General features: G+C 36.8%; 23 protein-coding genes. All 23 read right to left on the bottom strand.

From position 1 onward, the window contains the following. Positions 1-59: 59 nt before the first annotated feature. Entirely contained in the window at positions 60-677 is a 618-nt protein-coding gene (locus AB657_RS06530) for a CatB-related O-acetyltransferase (RefSeq protein ID WP_047245762.1), read from the bottom strand. Beyond that, positions 674-1,057: a hypothetical protein gene (locus AB657_RS06525; RefSeq protein WP_047245761.1), complete on the bottom strand. Its 384-nt coding sequence runs from the start codon at positions 1,055-1,057 to the stop codon at positions 674-676. Before AB657_RS06525 ends, AB657_RS06530 begins: the two co-directional genes overlap by 4 nt. Before the next feature lie 19 nt (positions 1,058-1,076). After that, on the bottom strand, positions 1,077-1,937 hold the full coding sequence (locus tag AB657_RS06520; protein WP_047245760.1) for an SDR family oxidoreductase: 861 nt from the start codon (positions 1,935-1,937) through the stop codon (positions 1,077-1,079). A gap of 26 nt (positions 1,938-1,963) precedes the next feature. Then, positions 1,964-2,434: a hypothetical protein gene (locus tag AB657_RS06515; RefSeq protein ID WP_047245759.1), complete on the bottom strand. Its 471-nt coding sequence runs from the start codon at positions 2,432-2,434 to the stop codon at positions 1,964-1,966. A 29-nt stretch (positions 2,435-2,463) separates the two neighbouring features. After that, entirely contained in the window at positions 2,464-3,573 is a 1,110-nt protein-coding gene (locus AB657_RS06510) for a serine hydrolase domain-containing protein (protein WP_047245758.1), read from the bottom strand. Between the two features lie 100 nt (positions 3,574-3,673). Further along, entirely contained in the window at positions 3,674-5,404 is a 1,731-nt protein-coding gene (locus tag AB657_RS06505) for a tetratricopeptide repeat protein (RefSeq protein WP_232304853.1), read from the bottom strand. A gap of 488 nt (positions 5,405-5,892) precedes the next feature. Further along, positions 5,893-7,032, bottom strand: coding sequence for an amidohydrolase (locus AB657_RS06500; protein WP_047245756.1), 1,140 nt, complete (start codon positions 7,030-7,032; stop codon positions 5,893-5,895). A gap of 652 nt (positions 7,033-7,684) precedes the next feature. Beyond that, positions 7,685-8,140, bottom strand: coding sequence for a DUF1569 domain-containing protein (locus AB657_RS06495; RefSeq protein WP_047245755.1), 456 nt, complete (start codon positions 8,138-8,140; stop codon positions 7,685-7,687). A 2-nt stretch (positions 8,141-8,142) separates the two neighbouring features. Continuing rightward, positions 8,143-8,520: a nuclear transport factor 2 family protein gene (locus AB657_RS06490; RefSeq protein ID WP_047245754.1), complete on the bottom strand. Its 378-nt coding sequence runs from the start codon at positions 8,518-8,520 to the stop codon at positions 8,143-8,145. 20 nt (positions 8,521-8,540) lie between these two features. Then, positions 8,541-8,924, bottom strand: coding sequence for a VOC family protein (locus AB657_RS06485; protein ID WP_047245753.1), 384 nt, complete (start codon positions 8,922-8,924; stop codon positions 8,541-8,543). Between the two features lie 64 nt (positions 8,925-8,988). Beyond that, a complete protein-coding gene (locus tag AB657_RS06480; protein WP_047245752.1) occupies positions 8,989-9,582 on the bottom strand; it encodes a Crp/Fnr family transcriptional regulator in 594 nt (197 codons plus the stop codon). A 164-nt stretch (positions 9,583-9,746) separates the two neighbouring features. After that, on the bottom strand, positions 9,747-10,856 hold the full coding sequence (locus tag AB657_RS06475) for an alpha/beta hydrolase family protein (protein WP_047245751.1): 1,110 nt from the start codon (positions 10,854-10,856) through the stop codon (positions 9,747-9,749). 147 nt (positions 10,857-11,003) lie between these two features. Next, positions 11,004-12,146, bottom strand: a complete 1,143-nt coding sequence (locus tag AB657_RS06470) for a hypothetical protein (protein WP_047245750.1) — start codon at positions 12,144-12,146, stop codon at positions 11,004-11,006. Positions 12,147-12,356: 210 nt separating this feature from the next. After that, a complete protein-coding gene (locus AB657_RS06460; protein WP_047245748.1) occupies positions 12,357-13,475 on the bottom strand; it encodes a serine hydrolase domain-containing protein in 1,119 nt (372 codons plus the stop codon). A gap of 128 nt (positions 13,476-13,603) precedes the next feature. After that, positions 13,604-14,740, bottom strand: a complete 1,137-nt coding sequence (dcm, locus tag AB657_RS06455; RefSeq protein WP_047245747.1) for a DNA cytosine methyltransferase — start codon at positions 14,738-14,740, stop codon at positions 13,604-13,606. Continuing rightward, complete coding sequence (locus AB657_RS06450) at positions 14,710-16,149, bottom strand: protein NO VEIN domain-containing protein (protein ID WP_047245746.1); 1,440 nt, start codon at positions 16,147-16,149, stop codon at positions 14,710-14,712. Before AB657_RS06450 ends, dcm begins: the two co-directional genes overlap by 31 nt. Beyond that, the gene (locus AB657_RS06445) at positions 16,146-17,186 is read right to left on the bottom strand and encodes a DNA cytosine methyltransferase (protein WP_047245745.1); all 1,041 of its coding nucleotides are present in this window, start codon (positions 17,184-17,186) and stop codon (positions 16,146-16,148) included. Before AB657_RS06445 ends, AB657_RS06450 begins: the two co-directional genes overlap by 4 nt. Further along, positions 17,179-17,511 carry a helix-turn-helix domain-containing protein gene (locus AB657_RS06440; RefSeq protein WP_047245744.1) on the bottom strand — a complete coding sequence of 111 codons (333 nt, stop codon included), beginning with the start codon at positions 17,509-17,511 and terminating at the stop codon, positions 17,179-17,181. The genes AB657_RS06445 and AB657_RS06440 overlap by 8 nt, the downstream gene beginning before the upstream one ends. 232 nt (positions 17,512-17,743) lie before the next feature. Then, on the bottom strand, positions 17,744-17,941 hold the full coding sequence (locus AB657_RS17830; RefSeq protein ID WP_232304907.1) for a tyrosine-type recombinase/integrase: 198 nt from the start codon (positions 17,939-17,941) through the stop codon (positions 17,744-17,746). A gap of 303 nt (positions 17,942-18,244) precedes the next feature. Continuing rightward, positions 18,245-19,312 carry a DUF3137 domain-containing protein gene (locus AB657_RS06435; RefSeq protein ID WP_047245743.1) on the bottom strand — a complete coding sequence of 356 codons (1,068 nt, stop codon included), beginning with the start codon at positions 19,310-19,312 and terminating at the stop codon, positions 18,245-18,247. A gap of 9 nt (positions 19,313-19,321) precedes the next feature. Then, positions 19,322-20,122, bottom strand: a complete 801-nt coding sequence (locus tag AB657_RS06430) for a DUF1266 domain-containing protein (protein WP_198146885.1) — start codon at positions 20,120-20,122, stop codon at positions 19,322-19,324. Positions 20,123-20,131: 9 nt separating this feature from the next. After that, positions 20,132-20,692, bottom strand: a complete 561-nt coding sequence (locus AB657_RS06425; protein WP_047245741.1) for a LemA family protein — start codon at positions 20,690-20,692, stop codon at positions 20,132-20,134. A gap of 17 nt (positions 20,693-20,709) precedes the next feature. Beyond that, positions 20,710-21,432 carry a hypothetical protein gene (locus AB657_RS06420; protein ID WP_047245740.1) on the bottom strand — a complete coding sequence of 241 codons (723 nt, stop codon included), beginning with the start codon at positions 21,430-21,432 and terminating at the stop codon, positions 20,710-20,712. Between the last annotated feature and the right edge of the window lie 2 nt (positions 21,433-21,434).

The raw sequence follows: 21,434 nt of genomic DNA, 5'->3' as shown, positions 1-21,434 counted from the left end.
TTCGTGTTAAGCCTTACCGGAATTTAGGTCTCTTCTTGTTTAAGATACTCTTTCTTATTTCATGGTAGCGACTCCGGTCCTGAGGTCAGTAGATCTAGGTTTTGGGTAATTTTTTCAATACTCCAATGCCACCATTGAAGGGCCAACAGTTTTTCGATACGATCTTCCGAAAACCGTTTTTTGATGGGTTTCGCCGGGTTTCCCCCAACAATGGTATAAGGCTCCACATTTTTGGTGACAACCGCTTTTGTGGCAATAATGGCGCCATCGCCTATATGTACCCCCGGCATAATGGTTGCGGCATGGCCTATCCACACATCATTACCGATAACAGTATCCCCTTTTGAGGGATAGCTTTTGCCCTTCATGGCATCTTGCCATGCACCCCCAAAGATGGCAAACGGATAGGCCGTTGTGGCTTCTGTGAGATGGTTGCCGCCATTCATGATAAAGGTGGCATCCGAAGCGATCATACAAAACTTGCCGATGATGAGTTTGTCCCCAATAAAATCAAAATGGTATTTGACATTTTTTTCAAAGTTGGATACGTCCTCAAAATCATCGTAATAGGTGTAATCGCCCACAATGATATTGGGATTGTTGATATAACTTTTTAAAAAACAAAGGTTTTTATAATGGGCCAAAGGAAAAACTGTAGTGGGATCAGGAATTTTCATAAAGGTGCTATATGTTTTGATGTTTTGAACAGTACAAAGGCCAAATACAGGGTTATTAGGGCTTGGACTTTCTCTATTTTGGTCTCCGCCAAAAGGTTGCCAAGGGTATTCAACATAAAAAATACGGCAAATACGAACAGTATCCCCTTTATCGCCTTACTTGTAAAAATAGGTTTAATAATTCTGTTTTTCATTAGTATAACCATTGCCAAGAACAGCATGGTAACCAAGGCCACCATTTCTAAAACATAAATGGTCTGGATCGATGCTATTTTACCGCCCCAAACAATAGTATGGGGTACCAATTTAAATAGCACCGATAAATGTAAGACGGCGTAGGCTACTGCGATGGTTACAACGATTTTTTCCGAGGTTTTCATTTATAGTACCTTTAAGGTCTTAAAGGTTTTTGGCCTGTGCCAAATAAAAATCCTTAAGATGTTGGTTTCCATACGATGGGGCAATATTGTCCTCTGCCATTAAGGTTAAAAAAAACTCGATGGGCCCATAGGTCTTGACACTGGTAAAATTTCTTAGGCACCAGAGGGTCAATTTTCGAGTCCATTCGGGTAAATGACTGATTCTTATGGGTTTGTTCAATGCGGTTAAGGCGAGTTCGCCTATATCGTTAAGACTTAGAACATCTGGGCCCCCGATGGTCAATTCCTTGGTGTCCATGTCCAATGAATCCACAATGGCCCTTGCCAAATCCTCACCGTGTATGGGGTTGAATTTTTGATGGCCCGATCCAAATAAATAGACCCGGCCCGATTTGGCCATTTGTAAAAAATCTTTCATATCCGAGAAAAAACCGTTAGGCCTTATTACCGTGTAGTTTAGGCCGGAAGATTTTAACGCATCGACAAACTTTTCCTTGGCTTCAAAAATTTTTAAAGCTCGATGTTTATCGCCGTTAATGGCCGAAACGTAAACAAAGTGCTTTACCCCGGCCTTTTTTGCTTCTTTAAGCAAATTCATATTGGCCCCATAGTCTACGTCCATATAGGTTAGCCCCTCTTTTTGCCTGGTAATGCCCACCGTTGATATTACGGTGTGTACGCCTTTACATATGTCGCGTAAGGTTTCGGGCTTTGTTACCTCGGCCTGCTTTACCTCCAAATAGTTTTCGTTGCTGTTCTGCAATTTGTCGGGGTTGCGTGCAATGGCGATTACCTGGTTTTGTTGTTCGGTGAGCACCTCTAGCAAGTAACGGCCCAAATATCCTGTGGCACCTGCCAATAAAACGTTGGTATGTTTCATTATCGATTGATTTATAGGGCCATTTTTCAGTTTAGCCTTCTTTTAAAAATATAGCGTGTGATAAAAATTCCGTTGTCATCGTCTTTGCCTGCATTGCTTTCCACCGCGCTGGTCACGAACATCAAATTCCAACCTTCCGAAACCATGGCCGTCAATTTGGAAGCAATCAGGGCGTCATTGGCCGCAATATTCTGAAACCGAATTCCGCCTAGGTTAAAAAGGTTCAATAATTTGGTCTCTTCAAAATTTTTAAGTCTAATGTCCTTTCTTTTTGATTTGTTCCGGGTTGTATTTTTCTCGGTTCGGGCAGAGGTAAACTGTTCGTAATCCCTTTCATCGTTCGACGAAATGATGCGCGATCGGCCCAAGCCGCTCGGAACGATGGATTCGACGCTGGTGATGACCTTGATCTCAAAAGCTTGTTCGGTTGTTTCTTGGCTATAGGCATTTGTCGCCAATAGTGCGAACAATGTGAAAATTGATAGTAATTTTTTCATGGGTATATGGTTTTTATAATCGTTTTCTATTATTGAATGAATTCGTGCGTTAGTAATTGTTGGATAATGGTATTGCGTTGTGATCCCGTATCGTCTTGTTGATTGCTCAATATAACAAGGGTGGCATCGTATTGTGGTATAAAGCCGATCATGCTCCAATAGCCATTGATATCGCCTCCGTGCCAATACATTGTGGTATTGCCTTCTTGTGTGGTAAACCATCCCAATCCAAAGTCTACAAATCCACTGGGCACATCTTGGGCAAATAGCTCTACTTTTTCGGCTTCGGTAAACCAATCGGTTTTTACGGCCTTGGTCCATGTTTCCATATCCTTTGGGCTGCTGCTAAAGTCGCCCGCACCAAAGGCAATACCCATGGGATACGTACTGTTGGCATGCCCGTTCAAATAGCCTTGGGCGTGGGTGTCAACATCTACTTCATCGGTACCCTTAAATGAATCTGCCATACCGAGCGGACCAAAAATTTTCTGTTGAACGTACTGATGGTAGGGCACACCCGATAATTGCTGAACCAATAAGGCCGCAATAAGATAGTTTGAGTTGCAATATTGCTTGTTTGAACCCGGTGTAAAATGGAGTCCATTTTCAGAAACCAGGTCTTTAATAAGCTCATAAATATCTACTTCGTCCAAGACCGATCCCGCTTCGTAAGCTTGTTCTACCACCGATTGGTACTCCGGAATACCGGATTGATGCGATAGTAACTGGGCAATGGTAATTTGGTCGCCGTTTGGAAATTCGGGGTCAAATTCATCTAAAGTTTGGTCGAAACCGTGGATCAGACCATCCCGTTTTAGTTGCACTATAGCCGCGGCCGTTAAAGTCTTGGTAACGGAACCTATGCGATAGGCAAGGTGGTAGCCCTGTGGTAAATTGGAGTTTTTGTTTGCCGATCCAAAACCTTGGCGTATGACATCGCTCCCGTTTTTAGTAACGATGGCGTAACCTTGAAAATCGATTTCGGTCAATAAATTTTCAAGGGTCGTGTAGTCGCTTATCGGGGGATCGCCATCATCGTTCTTTGAGCACGACGATGCCCATATGGTTAAAGCCAACAAAAGGGCTGCCGATAATCTGTTTACCGAATACGTGTTGAAGGGTAGAATTGATAGATGCATGATTGTTCGTTTTTTGATCAATAATTTTGATGCAAAGATTTGCCATATATGCCAGGCAATCGTTCTAAATTATAATCTGAAACGAACTAATGAAGTGCGACTAAGGGTTGGCCTTCATCCAGGCCCTAGGGGTTACACCTTCTATTTTTTTAAAATAGGTATTAAATACACTTTTGGAGTTAAAACCACTGTCATAGGCCAACCCGAGAATGGTCAAATGCGAATTTTTGGGGTCTAGGGCTATGGTTTTAAAATGCTTTAAACGGTATGAATTGACAAAGTCGTTAAAATTCGCATTAAACGCCTGATTGATCAGAAATGACATTTTATTGGTGTTTAACCCTAAAACGTCCGCAACAATTTTTAAACTTAATTGAGGATTTAAAAAAGGTTCTTCCTCGTTGAAATAACTAAGCAATTCTTTTTTTAAGGTTTCAATTTGGCCATCATCCAAGATGTTCGCGATCGGTTTCCCATCATCCGCCCGAGGGCTTGTAATATCGGAAAGGGACAAATTGGAACCGTGTAGGTCTGTAAAGCCCTTTACTTTGTGCAAAGGTTGTAAAAAGGGTTCTTGCCTGTAGTTTATGATCTGACCTCGTCTTTGGTCGATCATCTCTTTTAGGCGGGAAAATCCCGATTCTATGTGACCTGAATTACTTAAGATAAACAGGTCATAAGGCACCAGTGTGGTTTCGTTGTAACCTTGTTCCGACCAGTTTTTTATAATGGGGTCCTGAACTTCAATATGCTTATCGTTGATGAGGTCAAACAATAGGTGTTTCTCCGCTATCAGCGGGGTGTTGTGTATAAATTTTTTAAACTGTTGCTTTTTGTTCAGCCATATTAAACAAAAGCACTTTAAATGGTGTGCCAACTCCAGTTCAGGATTAAGGGTCAGGGCATACTCTACGGTTTCAAGGGCTTTGTCAAATTTACGTTGGTAATAGTAAATATGTGCCAACGTATAATGGTTATTGGAAGAAAGTGGATCTACTTCTATGAGCTTGTTGGCATATATTAAGGCTTTATCAAAAAAACCGAGCGCAATGAACAGTTCTGCCATAGCTTCCAGACCGTCAATATGGTCTGGGTTTATGGCCAATACCTTGTTTATATGAATATAGGCATTTTTAAAGTCCCATTCTTGCCAAAAAAATCGGCCTACATAAGAGAGAGGGTATTCTGGCAACGAGGTATCCAGTTCCTTGGCTATGAGTAAATTGCCTATAGCTGATTCCATAGCCTCTTCATAAGGCATATACCCCCACATTGCCGATAACCCATAGCATTGTAAATTGGCATAGTAGGCCCTGGCGTAATTTTTGTCGAGGGCAATGGCCTGATTGTAATAGGATATGGCCTGCTCTAGACTTTCAGGGGTCCATTTTAATTGAAATGACCGTCCTTTTAAGTACAATTGATAGGCATCAACGTTGTTTGTAGGCTGGTCTATTAAATGATCTTGAATTTCGAAATGGCCAAAATTGTTTCGCACCTCGTCCGCTATGGCAAGACTGATCTCATCTTCCAATTCAAAAATGTCGGTCAATTCCCTATCAAACCTTTTGGACCAATAGTGCGATCCATCTTCAATGTCTATTAACTGAGCGGTTATTCTAACCCGATCTTGAGATTTTTTGATACTTCCTTCAAGAATCGTATTTACGCCCAATTGCTGGCCTATATTTCTAATGTCTATATTTTTTCCCTTAAAGACGAATGAAGAGGTTCTTGCAATTACTTTTAGTTGATTTACTTTTGTTAGGGCATTTATAATTTCTTCAGTGATTCCATCGCAGAAATATTCATTTTCAACATCATTACTCATATTAACAAAGGGTAAAACTGCTATGGATTGTGTGTTGCCCATCTACTAAAAAAATGAAATTTATAAGAACCAAGGATTCTCTTATACAAATTTTGGTGTTTCGTTACCATCATTTGCACGTGTTACATATGTTAGTTAAATTTTCTTTATATAAAGCCAAGTCAAAAAAAATGGCAGATGTTATAAAAATACGTTAAACTTTGGGTTATGCGCCAAAACCCTGTTAAAATACAGCCGTAACAGAGCATGGTTTTTTGTTTTTTTATATCGGTCATCATCAATGGCCTGTTAGTAACCATTAGATATCGATTATAAAATTTCATGCCCCGATTCATTTCAGAACGATTCCTACCTTATCTAGAAAGGTTTGGTTTATGGGCAATTGCGTCGTTTGTCAATGGATCGGCGCGGGCATACCAAACTAAAAATCGACAATATTTTTCGAGCAAACAATTTTTACAAGGTGCGAATAATATGAGGTAACCGGGTTATTGTTCTTTCAGAATATTTGAAACGATGGATTTGAACATTGCTATTCCCGTTTCCAGTATTTCATCGGGAAAATCGTAATCGGAATTGTGTAAAGCCGGGGTTTCGACACCGGCCCCTAGGCCAAACATTGCTGTTTTGTATTCCCTTGAAAACCAGCCAAAATCTTCCCCGAACTTAAAAGGGTAGGGCCTTTCAACAATGCGGTAATTGTTTTCTTTGGCCGCTTTTACAATATAATTATTGCTTTCAATATCATTGGTCGCAGCGGGAAAATATTCTAGCCATTCTATTTTATATCTTAATTGGTGTGTTTGGCAGGTTTCGGCTATAAGAGTATTTATTTGGGCTTTTACCTTAGTGGTGTTTTCCTTGTCCCAGGTTCTCATGGTGTAATGCAACTCCGCATTTTCCGGTGAAATTCCGTAAGCTATTTGCCCCATGTTGATGTGCACGGGGGTTATTAAGGTAAAATTTTCATCTTCAGGTTTTGTTACCTCCAACTGCGATAACGATGTTATAATACTGGCAAGTGCCAATGCCGGGTTTTTTCCATTTTCAGGTTCTGATGCATGCGATTTTTTTCCTTTTAGTTCTACGATAAAACTTTGTACTTCTGCAGAGAATCCTTTATTGATCACAATGATATCGTGTAGCGGTTCTTTGGGGATATTGTGAAGCGCAAATACGTAATCGGTTTTTAGACTTTTAAATTTGGGGTCGTTAACAATGCGGTAGGCACCTTTTCCATTTTCTTCCGCCGGTTGAAACAATAGAATAATTTCACCAGAATTAAATGATTGGTTTTTTAGCCAAAAAATTAATCCGGAAACGATGGCCATATGACCATCATGTCCACATTTATGGGATACCCCGTCTTTTTTCGATTTGTGGTCAAATTGGTTTTCCTCTTGTATTGGCAATGCATCCAGCTCACATCTGATCGTAATGGATTTCCCCTTTTTGGGAAATTTATAAATAGCGGCTACGCCAGTTCCACCAACATTTTCAAGAATATGTGTTGGGTTGTGCTTATTGATGAATCTCTGAATTTTCTTGGCGGTTTCGTATTCAAATCCTGATAATTCAGGATTTTCGTGAAGCTCCTTTCTAAATTTAAGTATTTCCGTATTGATCAATTTATTCCCTTTTTTAAAGGTTGTATTTAAAAATGGTGACGTCGAATTTGCTTGTACAAAGATACCACTTGTGTCTGGGATTCAACATAAGGCTTTGCGACGTGGTTTAAAAATAGATTCTTTTTATGTCTTTATTTTCCCCCGATGCAGAAAGTATCAACATTAATAAATATTAGGGGTAGGGGAGTTAGAGGTGCAAATGAGGTACACATCAATGTTTGACTTTGATTATATCATGTTTTCCAAGTTCTGAGGATGCTCATGAAGGTCAAGTGCGTCATTGTTTTATTGAATTTCCAATGCGCAATGAAAATTACGTTTTCGCGCAAAAAGACACCTTGTAATTCATTTTATTTCATTTTCCAGGGCTGACCCTGCTTTTCTTTTTAGATGCAATAGAGGCCTTTATTGTTAATAATTGGAATTGGTGAACTGATACACAATCCGGTAGGCGGTACGATGAATCGTATGTTTTTGGTATTGCCTAGATAAATAGAAGATGAATCGAATAAAAAAGCCCGAAGAACCTGATTTTAGAATCTAAGGGCCTAGAATAGTATTGTCTCAGATTAAGGAAGGATTTACTTGTTCTTTACCTCAGTTATTTGTTGGCAACTGGCTTTCTTCGTTATGTTTCATTCATTTTTTATTATTAAACTCCAAACTGCCTTAAATGATGATCATAATGTTTATAAGCGAAAATTCCAATTTGTTCTTTGGTCATTTTACCGAAAAAACCGTGAATAAAATCTGGGTTGTTATAGCGCCCGTAATGTTCAGTTAAATCAAACAATTTTTGTTTTTGCTTCTCAAAATCTCCATTTTTCTCTTTGATGGTAAAGTTAGAACCTGCTGGTGCACCTTTACCCATTGGTTTGTCGTTTTTGGTGTTGGCCTTTAAGACCATTTTTCCAATAAGTTTACCAAGAAAGTCTTGTTTATAAGGTATATTGTTATCAATACCTAACACCCATTGATTCCAAATATTCAAATGTTTTATCATTTGGTAAACATTCATTTTGCCCCATTGCGCTTTACTGTCTGCATTGATTTGTTCAATTCGTTTGGTTAGCTGTAGTCTGATGTTTGGGTCAAAAATGGTTTTCATCTTTATAATTTTATGCAGTATGATGTTATTTCTTTTAATTTCTCTCCTTTAGCACTCTGAAACAGATAAAAATCAGAAAATGCATACTGTTTTCCACTTTCCATTGTCATTACCCCATTTGCTGCACCTTCTTTACCGTGGGATAAGATTTGATTTAATATCAAATTAGATGCTTTTACAGATTGCATTTTTGCTAATTCTTCCGTAAACGCTTTTATTCCTTCTAATTTTTTGTCGCCAATAATGTTCCAAACTATATCATCCGTAACATTTTCAATTAAAAAGGCTATATCGCCTTTGGCAAAGGCAATATTAAACTGTTTTAAAAATTCCATTTTGGGCGAATTGCCACAATTGGGACTGGATATTATTTTGGTCATTTAGAGTCATTTAATATTCTCTAGTTCATCGAATGAAATCCAATGGAGTTCCCTTCTGTATCTTTAATAATGGAAACAAATCCGTGTTCCCCAATAGCCATTTTGGGTTGAATAACTTCGGCCCCGTTTTCCGATGCTCTATTTTCTAAGACCTTACAATCTTCACAACCAAAATAAACGAGACTTCCATTGGCTGAGGGTTTTACGGCTTCCATTTTTACCAAAGCACCAGCTGCACCGTAATTTTCCATATCACTTGGGAAGCATTTCATCTGTACAGATGAATCTGTTGGATCGCTCATATCTTCTAACGCAACTTGAAGTACTTTTTCGTAAAACGTTGCGGCCCTATCCATATCGTTTACATAAATCTCGAACCACACCACGGGATTAAATTTTTTCATCTTTTAAATCTTTTAAATTGTTATGATTACAAAAGTGAAAAAAGCAAGTCAATAAAAACTTGTCCTATGGCAAGTTCTCTGTTTGAGATAACACTTCTTTTCTTATCCGGCTCAAAGAAGTATCGGTAATCCCTAAATAAGTAGCAATATATTTTAAGGGTACTTCTTTAATAATTTGGGGCTTTTCTTGAATCAGATTTAAATATCGTTGTGAGGCACTTTGCGTATGCATAGTGACGGCACGGTGTTTTGCCATGAAAAGTTGTTGGGACATCCAGCTGCGCCCCCATTCGGTAAAGCCTTCAATGGTTCTATATAAATTCTGGAAATCGTTGAATTCAATTTTATAGACTTCACAGTCCGTTAATGCCTGAATGGTTTCTTCTGAAGGTATACGAAGAAATAAAGAAGCTACTTCAATGAGAATATCATTAGGGCCAAAAAAACCGGTCGTAATTTCGTTGCCTTTATAGTCAATAACAAATGAACGAAACAAACCTTTTTTAATTAGGAAATATTCGTTGCTAATCTTACCTTCATTAAGTATGATTTCATTTTTTGAAAACTCAACTTTGGTGTGGGCATCCATAATGTTTTTATAATCCTCTTTTTTAATATTAGGGTGATTGTATGTGCTTTCGAAAAAAGAATTTTTCATTGTTCATTATGGGTTTGTTAGCTTGTTGCTAACGTGTTTGTATATGGTTTGTTGCGTGTTTAAGCACATAATTTAGTAAATAAAAACCGAATAGAAAATCCGCAAGGATTTTCGTAAGTAGGCTAGAAGTAGCAATAAATTATATACGGTGTTGGCGGTAGTAATTATTTTCCAAGTATTTCATTGATATAAATTGAACGATATTTTTCAGGATATTCAACTTGTACTCCGTGTGTTCCGTTTTCAAATAAAAACCATTTTTTAGATGGCGCAATAAGTGAATCAAAATACGCTTTTGCTACTGACGTTTCGGTAAAATGGTCATTGTCTCCTTGTAATATATAAACTGGCACTTTCAATTCAGGAATATCACGCATTAAATTCATATTGATTGCAGTAGGTTGTAAAATTTTAGCTGCAGGATAGTAGGATTCAGGACTATTTATCATATCAGTAAATTTTTCGCTAAACGTTAATCCATTATCTAAAAACATACTTTTAATAAAATTAAAATCGGTTTCTAATTTTATCGGTGCATACTTCATTACAATCTTTCGTTCTATTTCAAAGGCTTCAGTTACTGAATTTTTTGAGTTTTTAACATAAGGTGGTCTTCCAATTTGTTTTAATTGATTGATTGAAATGGTATCATTGTGTTTTTGGGATTCTGACATTGCAAATTCATAAGATAATTCTTCTGAAAGTGATAGATTCGCCATAAGACCACTACCAATATAGGTGTGATATAATTCAGGCTGTTTTTGAACCATATAAGCTGCTACCGCTGTTCCCCACGATAAACCTTCAATGTAAATTTTGTCTTTTTTGAACGTCTTTTTTAAATGATTGGATAGTTCCAAACCATCATCAACTATATGTGATAAGGTAATGGATGAATCAGGTATGCTATCATTAAAAGCTAGCCCAGAGCCTCTTTGCTCCCAGTAACAAACCGTAAAAATATCTTCCAAATCAGTTCTTGTCAATTTGTAAATTACAGGTAAAATTGGTGCGCCTGGTCCTCCGTGAACTATTAGTAGTACGGGATTATTCTTGTCTTTTCCTCTTATGGTAATCCTTTGAGGTACTCCATTGATTGTCATATCCTCGTGCATAGCGATACTATTCGGAAGAACATTACCGTTTTCGTCTAAAAAAGGTTCTTCGTTTCCAGAACTATTGATTCGAATTATTAGTAATACAACTAAAATAAACGCAACAATTGCTCCCAGTAAAATCAAAAACCACTTTCCTATTTTCTTTAATATTTTCATATGTTATTAATTTGTTCTATGGTTTTTTCTTATTACCGCCAACGGTCAAGTGTATAAGTAGTAGCAGTTTTCTACTCACAAACCTTTCAGTTTTATACTGACCTTTATTTTATATTTACAGTTTCGTTCTTATAACTTAAACCGCTATTACTTATACACCGTGTTACCTGCTGGCTCATTCTCAATTTCTAACCAATTAAGCTGATATTTTTGCTCATAAAGTGTTTTACTTTTGGTAACAGAATCTTTATAATCAGATAATCCAACTTCTCCTTTTTCTACAGATAAACTTGGCTTGGTGCTTTGTTTTACCAAGTCTTTCATTTTGGCTATGAGCTTTGGTCGGTTTCGGTCGGTTTCGCTGATACAATCGCTATAATCTATTGTTAGCAATTTTTCAGCATCTTCTTTATTTGCACCAATATATGCTTGGTAGTGATAATACATAAAATCTTTCAAGTATAAAATTTGATGGTCAGTGCTATGTAATTCTCCCCAGTCTTGGCTCACATCAAATAAGTAGGCGTCTGACAATGTTCCGTTTAATATGGATACATCAAAGTCAGTTATTCCTCCAGCCTTCATTTTGATACACTTATCAATTTGGGTTGTCCACTTTTCATCAAAACCATTGTCTTTTCCATTCTGCCATTCGGAATAATCAATCCCGTTTATGGTTAATATTCTTTGATAACCATTGTCATCTTTTCCTCGTGTGACTGGAACAGCAATACTTGGAAAATAAATACGAAAATGAAATTCTTTGTCTTCTTTTGGTAAATCGGATTGGGATATTATAAAGATATTTTTACTTGCATTAAGTGAATCGATTCTGTTTTGAATATCTCTTTTAACAGCATTTAATCTATGTTCCTTTACGGAAACAGAACCTTGTTTTAAATTTCCTATCTCAAAAATTTTGAATACTCCTCCATTTCTTCTTTTGATTAGCTTATTATCCTTAAAAAGCATTACCCCAAAACTTCTGTTTCCTTCTCCAGGAAGATAGTTAGCCCAACTAACCTTAACTTTCAAAGAATCTCTATTTGCTTTTAGGCTTTCTTTGTTAACTACAGCAAATTCTCCTAATTCTTTGTGTTTAATATACAGAACATAATTGCCATCAGAAAAATCAACATCACCCAAAAATGAATCACTATTCTGTTTTCGGAAGGGTTCGTAAAATTCATTAATATCTTTGCCAAATTTATTAGTTAAAGATTTTAGAATAATCCAAACAGCGAAAATCAGAATTAAAGTAATTATTGCATAAATCATTGTTTTTTTCATTCGGTTTGGCTTGCAGGTAACGGTTTAGCTATGAACAGTACGGGAGCAAACTGGCGTTTGCTTTCCACCACGCACATAGCGAAATCTTTTTGTTTTGATTTATTTTTTCCTGTCCAGAGCAAAATCCAAAAGATTTTGCGGACTTCATAATAATACGCAAACCTTTCGTTCCAGCCCAAAGTCCCGTATTGTTTATAGGTTGTGTTGGCATTAGTTATTTTTTAAATGGTCCAATATTCTTTGTCTTATGCCCGATAACTTGGCAAAGTCCCGATTGCTCATAATTATATATGCATATTTTCCATCTCTACTAGCTTCCATAAAACAACTATATCCAACATTTGCTCCGCTATGACGCAACGAAATAATTTCATTCGTTGTTGAGTCTATCTTAAAACCAAACCCCAATCCATAAGTTGGTCTTTTTCCGGTTTCTAAAGTAGGTCGTTCGAGCAACCTCTTTATACTTTGCTTTGATAATAAGTTCTCTGTATTATCCGAGTTAATTGAGTTTTGGATTGCTATTAAGAATTTTGCTATTTCAGATGGTGTAGACCATAATCCTCCAGCTGCATATTGAGGATATAGAAAATAATCCGATTCTAAGGGAGTAGCATTTTTCTTATGACCAATTGCAATCTGACTCAGCTGTGATTCATTTAGATTGACCGAATAAAAACTTGAAACCATTCCGCAAGGTTGCAATATCTCTTCATTCATTTGTTCGTTAAAACCTTTATTGTTGATGTCAATCAGAGCTTTTTGTAATACGACATATCCTCCACCAGAGTAGTCGAATTCGGTATTAGGTTTTTTCTTGACAACAATTTTAGGTTCAAGAAATACCTCACCGTTTAGAATCGATAACAAATCTGGTGGTGTTTTTGTGCTTTTATATCCCCGAAATCCGTGAATGTTAGTTCCTCCAGTATGCGTTAACAATTGAAAAACGGTTGGTTCGAACTTGTTTCCCTTACTTTTGGATTCAAGTTTCCAATTGGTTAAATATCTGTTGACAGGGGTATCTAAGTTGATTTTTTGCTTTTCAACATTTTTTAAAATTAAGGCCCCTGTTAGACTTTTGCTTAGTGAGGCTGCTTGAAATAAAGTTTCATTGGTAACTTTTTCTTGGGTTGAGCTATTTTTTACCCCAAATCCTTTCGAATAAACTAGTTCAGAATTTTCGACTATTGCAATACTTAGTCCCGGGATATTATTTTCAATTATGTATTCCGCTATAAATTCTTCATCATCTACTAATAGTTGGGCTCTCGTAGTAAACGAAAGTAGTAGTAGAAGTATTAATGTGAAACTTGATTTGTTAATCATTTTGTCTAATTAATGCCAACGGTCTCGTATAAGAATAGTAGCGGATTTTGAAGCACTTATTTTTCAGATAAATACAGACCTTTTTTTATTTACTCACTTTCATTTTAACGATTAAACCGCTATTATTTTTATACAATGTTGTACGCTGGCTTTTTTTCATTCAGTTCGTTTTTATCAGCGTTGGAAAAGACATACTCTTTTGCAGTTTTTGGTGAAGCGTTGGCTTGTGCGAACTGCAAATGTGTATGGCTTTCAGGGTTGGCTTGTTTTATACCTTTTTCAATAAGTTGTCCTAATGAATTTGCTATGTGCCACATTAATACTGGTGGAACAGCATTTCCAATTGCTCGATATTGTCTAGCATCAGAAACAGAATCCAATTTAAAATTGTCAGGAAAAGATTGAATGTTTGCTGCTTCCCGTGGTGTGAATCTCCTGTATTTACCGTCAATTTTTAAAACAGGGTCAGTACTGTTCAGGCTGACCTTTGCAAGATGCGAACTAATTGTATTGCAAGGTTCTTCCAAGTTTTGGTCTCTTCCCTTATTCATTTTCTTTTGTACTCTCATCATTCCATCAACCGCACGTTGGCTAAAGAACCATTTTTCATCCTTATTAGCTTTTTTGTCAACTACCTCTTTCAATTTAACTTTTGAGCCGTTCAAAGTGGTTGGTTTGGGAAAATTAAAATAAACGAAGTCCTCATAATTCTTGAACCCAATTATAAAAACTCGTTCTCGCTTTTGTGGAACACCATATTCTGACGCATTAAAAAGCTGATATTTTACGTGATAACCAGCTTTTTCAAACTCTTTGATTATCATTGGAAACGCTTTCTTTTTATTGGCAGACAAAATTCCTTTTACATTTTCCGCGATAAAGAATCTAGGCTGTTTCTTTTTAAGAATTTTGACCATTTCAAAGAATAGCATACCTCTTTCGTCTTTATAACCTAATCTTGGCGGATTTTGTGCACTAATCGAAAAGGACTGACACGGAAAACCACCCAAAAGAATATCGTGTTCGGGAATTTCAGCCATTGTAACATCCTTGATGTCTTTAGTGATACATTTATGTTCAAAATTATCATTGTAAATTTCTGTAGCATATTTATCAAAGTCGTTAGCATATACTACCTCGAATGGCAGGGAAGGGTAGTTTTTATTCAGATAACTGAAATTACCAGTTAGACCTAAATCCATACCGCCACAACCACAAAAAAATGATGCAGCCCTTAATTTCTTATTTCCATTAACTCTTGCCATTGTCCAGATTCTTTTGAAAATTCTACTACTAAATTTTTATCAACTTTTAAGTTGCCTTTTTCATATTCCTTTACAGGATTATTAATGATAAATATGTTTTTTCCAGAGTCATTAATGACCAAATAATAAACATAGTAATTGTCACCTAGTGTTTCAGCTGTATCCCATTCGTTGGGGGTCAACTTAAATCGATTGCTATTGATGGCTTTTCTCGATTTTGTGGTTTTAACCTCTATATATCTTTTCTTTTTCTCAATCTCAATACTTTGTAAATCATATCCAACTCCTAAAGGTGTTGGAATTTTATTTATCAAATGTTGTCTGTTTGAACCTTCTTTGGTTCGTAGATATTCGTGAGCTAATACTAAAGTTTCTCCGTAGTCTCCAAAAATTTTGGTTGGAACTTTAGCATCTCCAGTCATTCTTGAATAATACTCTTGAATCAAAGCGGAAATGCTTTCAACTTCATTAGAATCTAATTGAGGTTTAAATTCTTCTATTTCATCAAAGCTATTAACAAAATCAAACCATAATTCTTCGAGAGAACTAACCTCAGGATTTGTAATTGATTCTTTATCATAGAATTGGTCATACTCATTAAACCAAACCGAGTTTTTCAAATGAAAATTGATAGCTTCTTTATTTTCATCATTTAGGTAATAATAATAACCTGTACCTTTATGCTGTAACAAATTTGCCAACACCATATAATCTAAAATATCTCCTGCATAGCGATATACATCACCTCTGGATGGATAAGTTCCAGTTCTAGAGTTTTTTAGTTGCTCATACTTGTGTTCATATTCAATCTTTTGATTTCTGTTGGACAATATTAGTTCAGCAACTTCTTTTGGGTGTCTGCCATCCCGGGTAACTCTTAAATCAAAATATGCACATTGAGTTAATTCTTCTGCGGTGAAACTAAAAGGTTTGCCTAATATTTTTTCTCCTTCAATAAGAAGTTGTAAGATGAATTGGCACGGTTTGAATCGTACACCAGCTTCAATTTGTTTAATTACATTTTGAGGTTTTATATGTCCTCCTGGATATTGAAAACTGAACAAGAAGTAATTAAAAAATTCATCCAAATATTGATTATTGGCTAATCTCTTTGCAGTTAATCCAGGATATTGTTTTCCGTTAGATTCTTGAATAAAACCAAATAATGCTGATATTTCAGTTCTCCAATTGTCAATTGTTTTTTGAGTAGATGTGGAATTTTTCTTGAAGCCAAAAAGAACTTTATTTAATTCATCTCTAAATACTTCTTTGTCCAATATTGGCATTTCCGAAATAGAAGTTGCAACATAAAGTAAAACCTCTTCAACATCATTTTTGAAGCGAGGTCTAACGTGATGAAGCCTAAAGAAGTATTCGTCAGGGATTTTATATTTTAAAGGCTTACTCATAAATATTTTTTGATTTCTAAAGCTATTTCTTTAGCTAATAATGGCGGTACTGCATTACCTACTTGCTTATATTGACTTGTTTTACTACCACAAAAAATAAATTCGTCTCGGAATGATTGAATTCTAGCACTTTCCCTAACTGTAGGAACACGATTAAATTCATAATGAAAATGATGTCTGTGACCAGTATCTATGGTAAAACTCGGCTTTTTGCTATTAAGTCTAGTCCAAGCGATATTTACTTTTCTCGTTTCGTGAAGTTCTTTTGGTAAGTCTTTGTAATTACCTCCATCTGGAACCATAGCAATAATTTCAACCGTTTTTTCACTATGGTTTGTGATTTGATGATTGAAAACTACCTTATTCCCATTTCTCATTTCTCTTTGAAAAACACTTTTTGGATTAATGGGATATTGACATCCATCTTCTAAACTATTTTTTGGCAGGTCGGAAATGGCTTCTTCAGACGTGATTTTATTATCAGTTGTTGTTGGTTTCGGAAATTCAAACTCCAAGCTATCTTTTAAGCCAACAAAAAAAGCTCTCCTTCTATTCTGAGGTACGGCAAAATCAGATGCTAATAGTTTATTATAAGTTATTTTATATCCGATATCTTCAAAGTCCTTTAAAATTTGATTTTTGATAGCACCATTGCCCATTGAAAGTATGTTAGGAACATTTTCCATAACAAATGCTTTGGGTTTGAAATAATTTACAAATCGAAGAAAGGATTTGTAAAGTTGGTTTCGCTCATCATCAATGATTCTTTTGCCAGCAATAGAAAAACCTTGACAGGGTGGACCGCCTATAATTAAATCGACACTTTCAATATCATATTTTGTCTTTATTTCTTGAGGGTCTAGGTTTAGCAAGTCAGCAACAATTCCTTTTGAATTTTTATGGTTATAGTTAAAAGTTTCAATTGCATCTTTCCAATGGTCTATTCCTAGAATTACGTTGTAGTTCGCTTCAATAAATCCTTGAGAAAGACCTCCACAACCACAGAATAGGTCTATTACGTTATATTTTTTACTCATTTTCAAAGTTGAATGTTCCTTGTTTGGAATTCGTATTTCTTAAATAATTGGCTGTATCTTCTGCTACTGTAAAAATGGATTCTGAACATTTATATTTAAAGGCTTCTCTTGCAAATTTGTCAGCAAAGAATAAATCCGTAACGGTCTGCAAGTCGGTTTTAAATAGTTCAGCCAATTTTTTCAGCTTTGATTTACTGAATTTTTGACTTCCGTTTTCAATTCGACTAATGGCACTTGTATTAATTCCGATTTTCGCACCGAATTCAGTTTGTGTCCATTCTCGCCTTTCTCTTTCCGTTTTTATGTAATGTCCGAAACTTGCCATTTTTATAATTTAATCAAATTATGACTTGACCTATTTTTAGCAAATGTAAAAATAATTTGCAGTTTATATATCAAGTTGGTCAAAATATTTTCGGGTGGTGGTGGGGAAGTGAAAGCTCTTTTGGTTTTTCAGCGTTGGCTATTGAGCTTTGGCAAAAACCAAATGTGCTTGAACGTGGGGTGGCTTTTTTCAGCTTGCGTACAACTTGTTATATCACCCCTAATTTACACTTTTATCCTTTTTTGTGCCGGGCTATCGAGACATTTTGTTCTCGCTTAGCGGGTGTCGTTATTTTTTTTACGACAATGTTCAGCGTACTTCGTACCTGTAATAGATCTTTTTGTGCAACATGTGTATAGATTATGGTTGTTTCTGGCTTTGTGTGGCCCAATAGTTCTTGTATGTACCTTAAACCAACACCGTTTTCTATCGAGTGGGTGGCAAAAGAGTGCCGTAATGTATGTGGTGCTATCTTTTTGGTACGGATTACCTTCGGTGTTCCTTTTTTTCAACGGTGCAAATAGAAAACCACAATGTCTTTACAGTCCAAATTTTACACTAATCTAAAAAAACGGATTAACCGAACTTTAAACTGTATTCAAAACAGTACATTCAGTGGCAAAACTTTTGGGTGTTTTGAAAAGTAGAATTAATAATAATTAGCTTATTGGAGCTAGTTCTTAAAGCGTCGGTTTTACCAAGAAATTCCCATATTATCAGGTGAATACACAATCTACAATTTTAATTCTTCGGAAATCTCCAAGGCAGTTTCAATGTCATTGGCCAATTCTTCCACTAGCTTCATACTGTCCAGCTTTCCTGATGGAAATGAAAACAGCCCATTCTCATTTTTTACGGCCACATACATTTGTCTATTTTGAAAAGACATCGATATGGGTCGGTCAAATTCTTCTTTTAAAGCAACAATTTTTTCCATGATTGAAGCGGATAGAACATAACGGGCCTCCACTTGGTCGGTACCGTACACCATAAACTTGCTGGTAAACCTTGGGTCTTCCAAATGTATTTTCTGCTCTTCCTTAAAATTAAAACTGGCCAAGCGGTCCAATTTTGTCATTTGGTTTTTGGACAATACCACCGTATGGCCGTTCAATTTCTTTTTAAACCGCAACCAACAGAACATACCTCGGAAAGAATAGTTGGTGTTGTCAGCTAATTTTTTGGTTACCATATTCTTGAATACGGTCTGGTACATAACGCCTATCATATTTAGAACGGGAATACGCATTAATATACCCAAAAACTTGTTGGCTACATTGTTTTCCACAATGCCCAAATCCGTTATGTTTATTTCTGTATTATTGGTTTTTCTTCTAATCTGTCCGTAACTATAAACTGGTGCTTCTTCCTTTATCCAAGGGAATAATTTGCTTTTTACCACTTCATTGGATGGGGCCATTGCACCTTGGGTAAACTCAACCTGTGGAAACAGCATTATGACCATTTTAGCAATGGTTTTCTGTTCAATGGTTTTGAATTTTTGAAATGTCCTGGTAAAAAAGATGGTGGTCGGATACAAAAGGACCATCAGCCCCATTATTGGATAGAGCGATGCGTAGGGATCGGTGTGACTGTTCTTGAAAACATTCAAAAAAGCCAAAGAAGTATTTTGGAGCATTGGTATGTATTGTATGCCCAACAATGCAAGCATAAATATGAGGTACACACCGGTAATGCCCCACATGACTCTTTGCAAAAAAAGGGTGCGCTTCTTTTTTTTATAAAGCGTATCCAACACTTTGCTGGTTTCGGTATAGGCCGTTACTATGCGTTCTTGCATTATCTACTATTAGGGCCATTTTATGGTGTTCCACGGACTGTCTGGGCTTTCCAAAACCTGTTTGTAAAGGTGGAATACTTCTTCTTTGTACGTATTGGAATTGGCACTCATATCTATGGCAAAACCAAGGGCAAAGCTTTTTCCAAAATCTTCCCAAGAAGAAAAATGTTGCAAGGCCAATGCTTTGGCAAAATTGATGACCTTCCAGGCTTCTTCCTCAGAAATAAGATTGCCGGTATAGGCTTTACGTGCCTGCCCGACCAATACTGCCGCATCATAACCTGCCACACCAAGCTTTAATTCGGAATCAAAAAGGATGATGCCTTTTTGCTTTAAACTGTTTAGGGCTTCTCCAGAACTTAACGTTTTCAAATAACGATGGGCCCGCTCATTACTGCCGAATTTTTGATCCATTAGTTCGCCCCATTTTTCTTGAGGCTCGTTTTCAATCATTCCTTGGATAAAATCAAAGTACCATCGGCGACCATCTTTCATAAAATACTCGGTCAAATCCCAATACCCTTCCACGGTATCAATGCCCCAACCTTCCAGATAGGGTTTAACATCTTTGGCAGTGAGAAATGATAGGGTGTTGGTGTTGGCTTTCCACCATTCGGCTATGGGCGTATACAGGGCCAAGCCAAATAATTGTTCTTGATTGAGGTCACTGTTTGGCGACTTTCTAAATTTTGCCTTCGTCTTGGCCGGGGCATCGTATTCTTTCTTTCCAATTTTAAAATAACGAATGGCATAAGAAGCAATAGCGATGGCCAGTATCACATAACCGTACCAGGGTAAGTTTTCGAACATTTGCATGATTTATGAATTTAAAAATTGATTAACGTTGATTTCTTTTTGTTCCGCTTTAGGAATTTCCAATAGCGTACCGGGTTGGTCTTTTCGAATACCCGCGATAATACTTGCGGGAAACATTTCTATGGTATTGTTATAGCTGGTGACCGCCGCATTATAGGCACGTCGTGCCGCGGATATCTGGTCTTCAATATCAGAAAGTTCATATTCGATGTTCGTGAATTGCTTGTCGGCCTTTAAATCAGGGTAGTTTTCCACGTTGATGTTCAACCCGCCAATAATATGCGTTAGCTCGTTTGAGGCCTTTATTTTTTCGTTCGCCCCAGAGGCTTTTTCAGCAGCACTGCGTAGTTCTGTGATCTTTAGCAAGGTTTCCTTTTCATGCGCCAGATATTTGTTGAGCATGGCGATAAGGTTCGGAATCAAATCAAACCTTTTTTTAAGATAAATCTCAATGCTGCCAAAGGCTTGTTTGATTTGATTTTTTTTACCAATTATCCGGTTGTTGACAATAATGCCAGTTAGCGCGATAAGCGCTAGAATTGCAATGGCGATAATGATTTTCATATTACTTTTTTAAATGGTTATATGCGTAACTGTTGAAATTCCCACTCAAAAGGTTTACCCAAAGACTGGATTGTTTTTAAGTGATCTAACTCAAATTTTTGTAAGGTCTCCTTATATTGACGTTCATCGTCTTCATTGCGAGTTTCGGTTATCATTTTCAGTGTTTTATTTTGAAAATCGATGCTATAATTCATTTCATCGCCCGACACCCTTTGGGCTGCACTTTTCTTATATTCAATCAATTCAAAAGCGCTATTTTGAAACCTGAAAATATATTCGTGGGAAGACCATGTTGTACATTCACGACATGGCCATATAAAAAACTCAATTTGCAAATCTCCATTTGGAAGAATTTGAAGCCCTTTAAAAGGTTCTTCCATCGTGGGTGTATTTCGGTTGATGATAAACGCGTTGGATTGAAGTACTTTTTTCAATTTTCCATTGCGTTTGCCCAAGTAGATACCCAATACCCTCGGGTTAATGTGTAGCGTATCGCTATCTGAACCGTCCTCGTAGACATATTTTTTCTCTATGGGACTTTCGATCGCAAATACGATGTCTTCATAACCGTCTCCGTTTAGATCTCCTGAAGCTTTTGACAAAATTTTCCAATTGGTCGGGATTATATTTTGCATTGACCTTCCCTTGGCGGGCAGCTCAGGCAACATAGGTCCGCTTTGGGCGTAAAACACCTGAACCAAAAAGAATGCCATCAAAAATGGGATGTTCCTAAAATTCATTT

The organism is Maribacter thermophilus (assembly GCF_001020565.1).
Classification (GTDB): domain Bacteria; phylum Bacteroidota; class Bacteroidia; order Flavobacteriales; family Flavobacteriaceae; genus Maribacter; species Maribacter thermophilus.
Note: the sequence above shows the minus strand (reverse complement) of the source record. Positions and strands in the feature narration are given on the sequence as shown.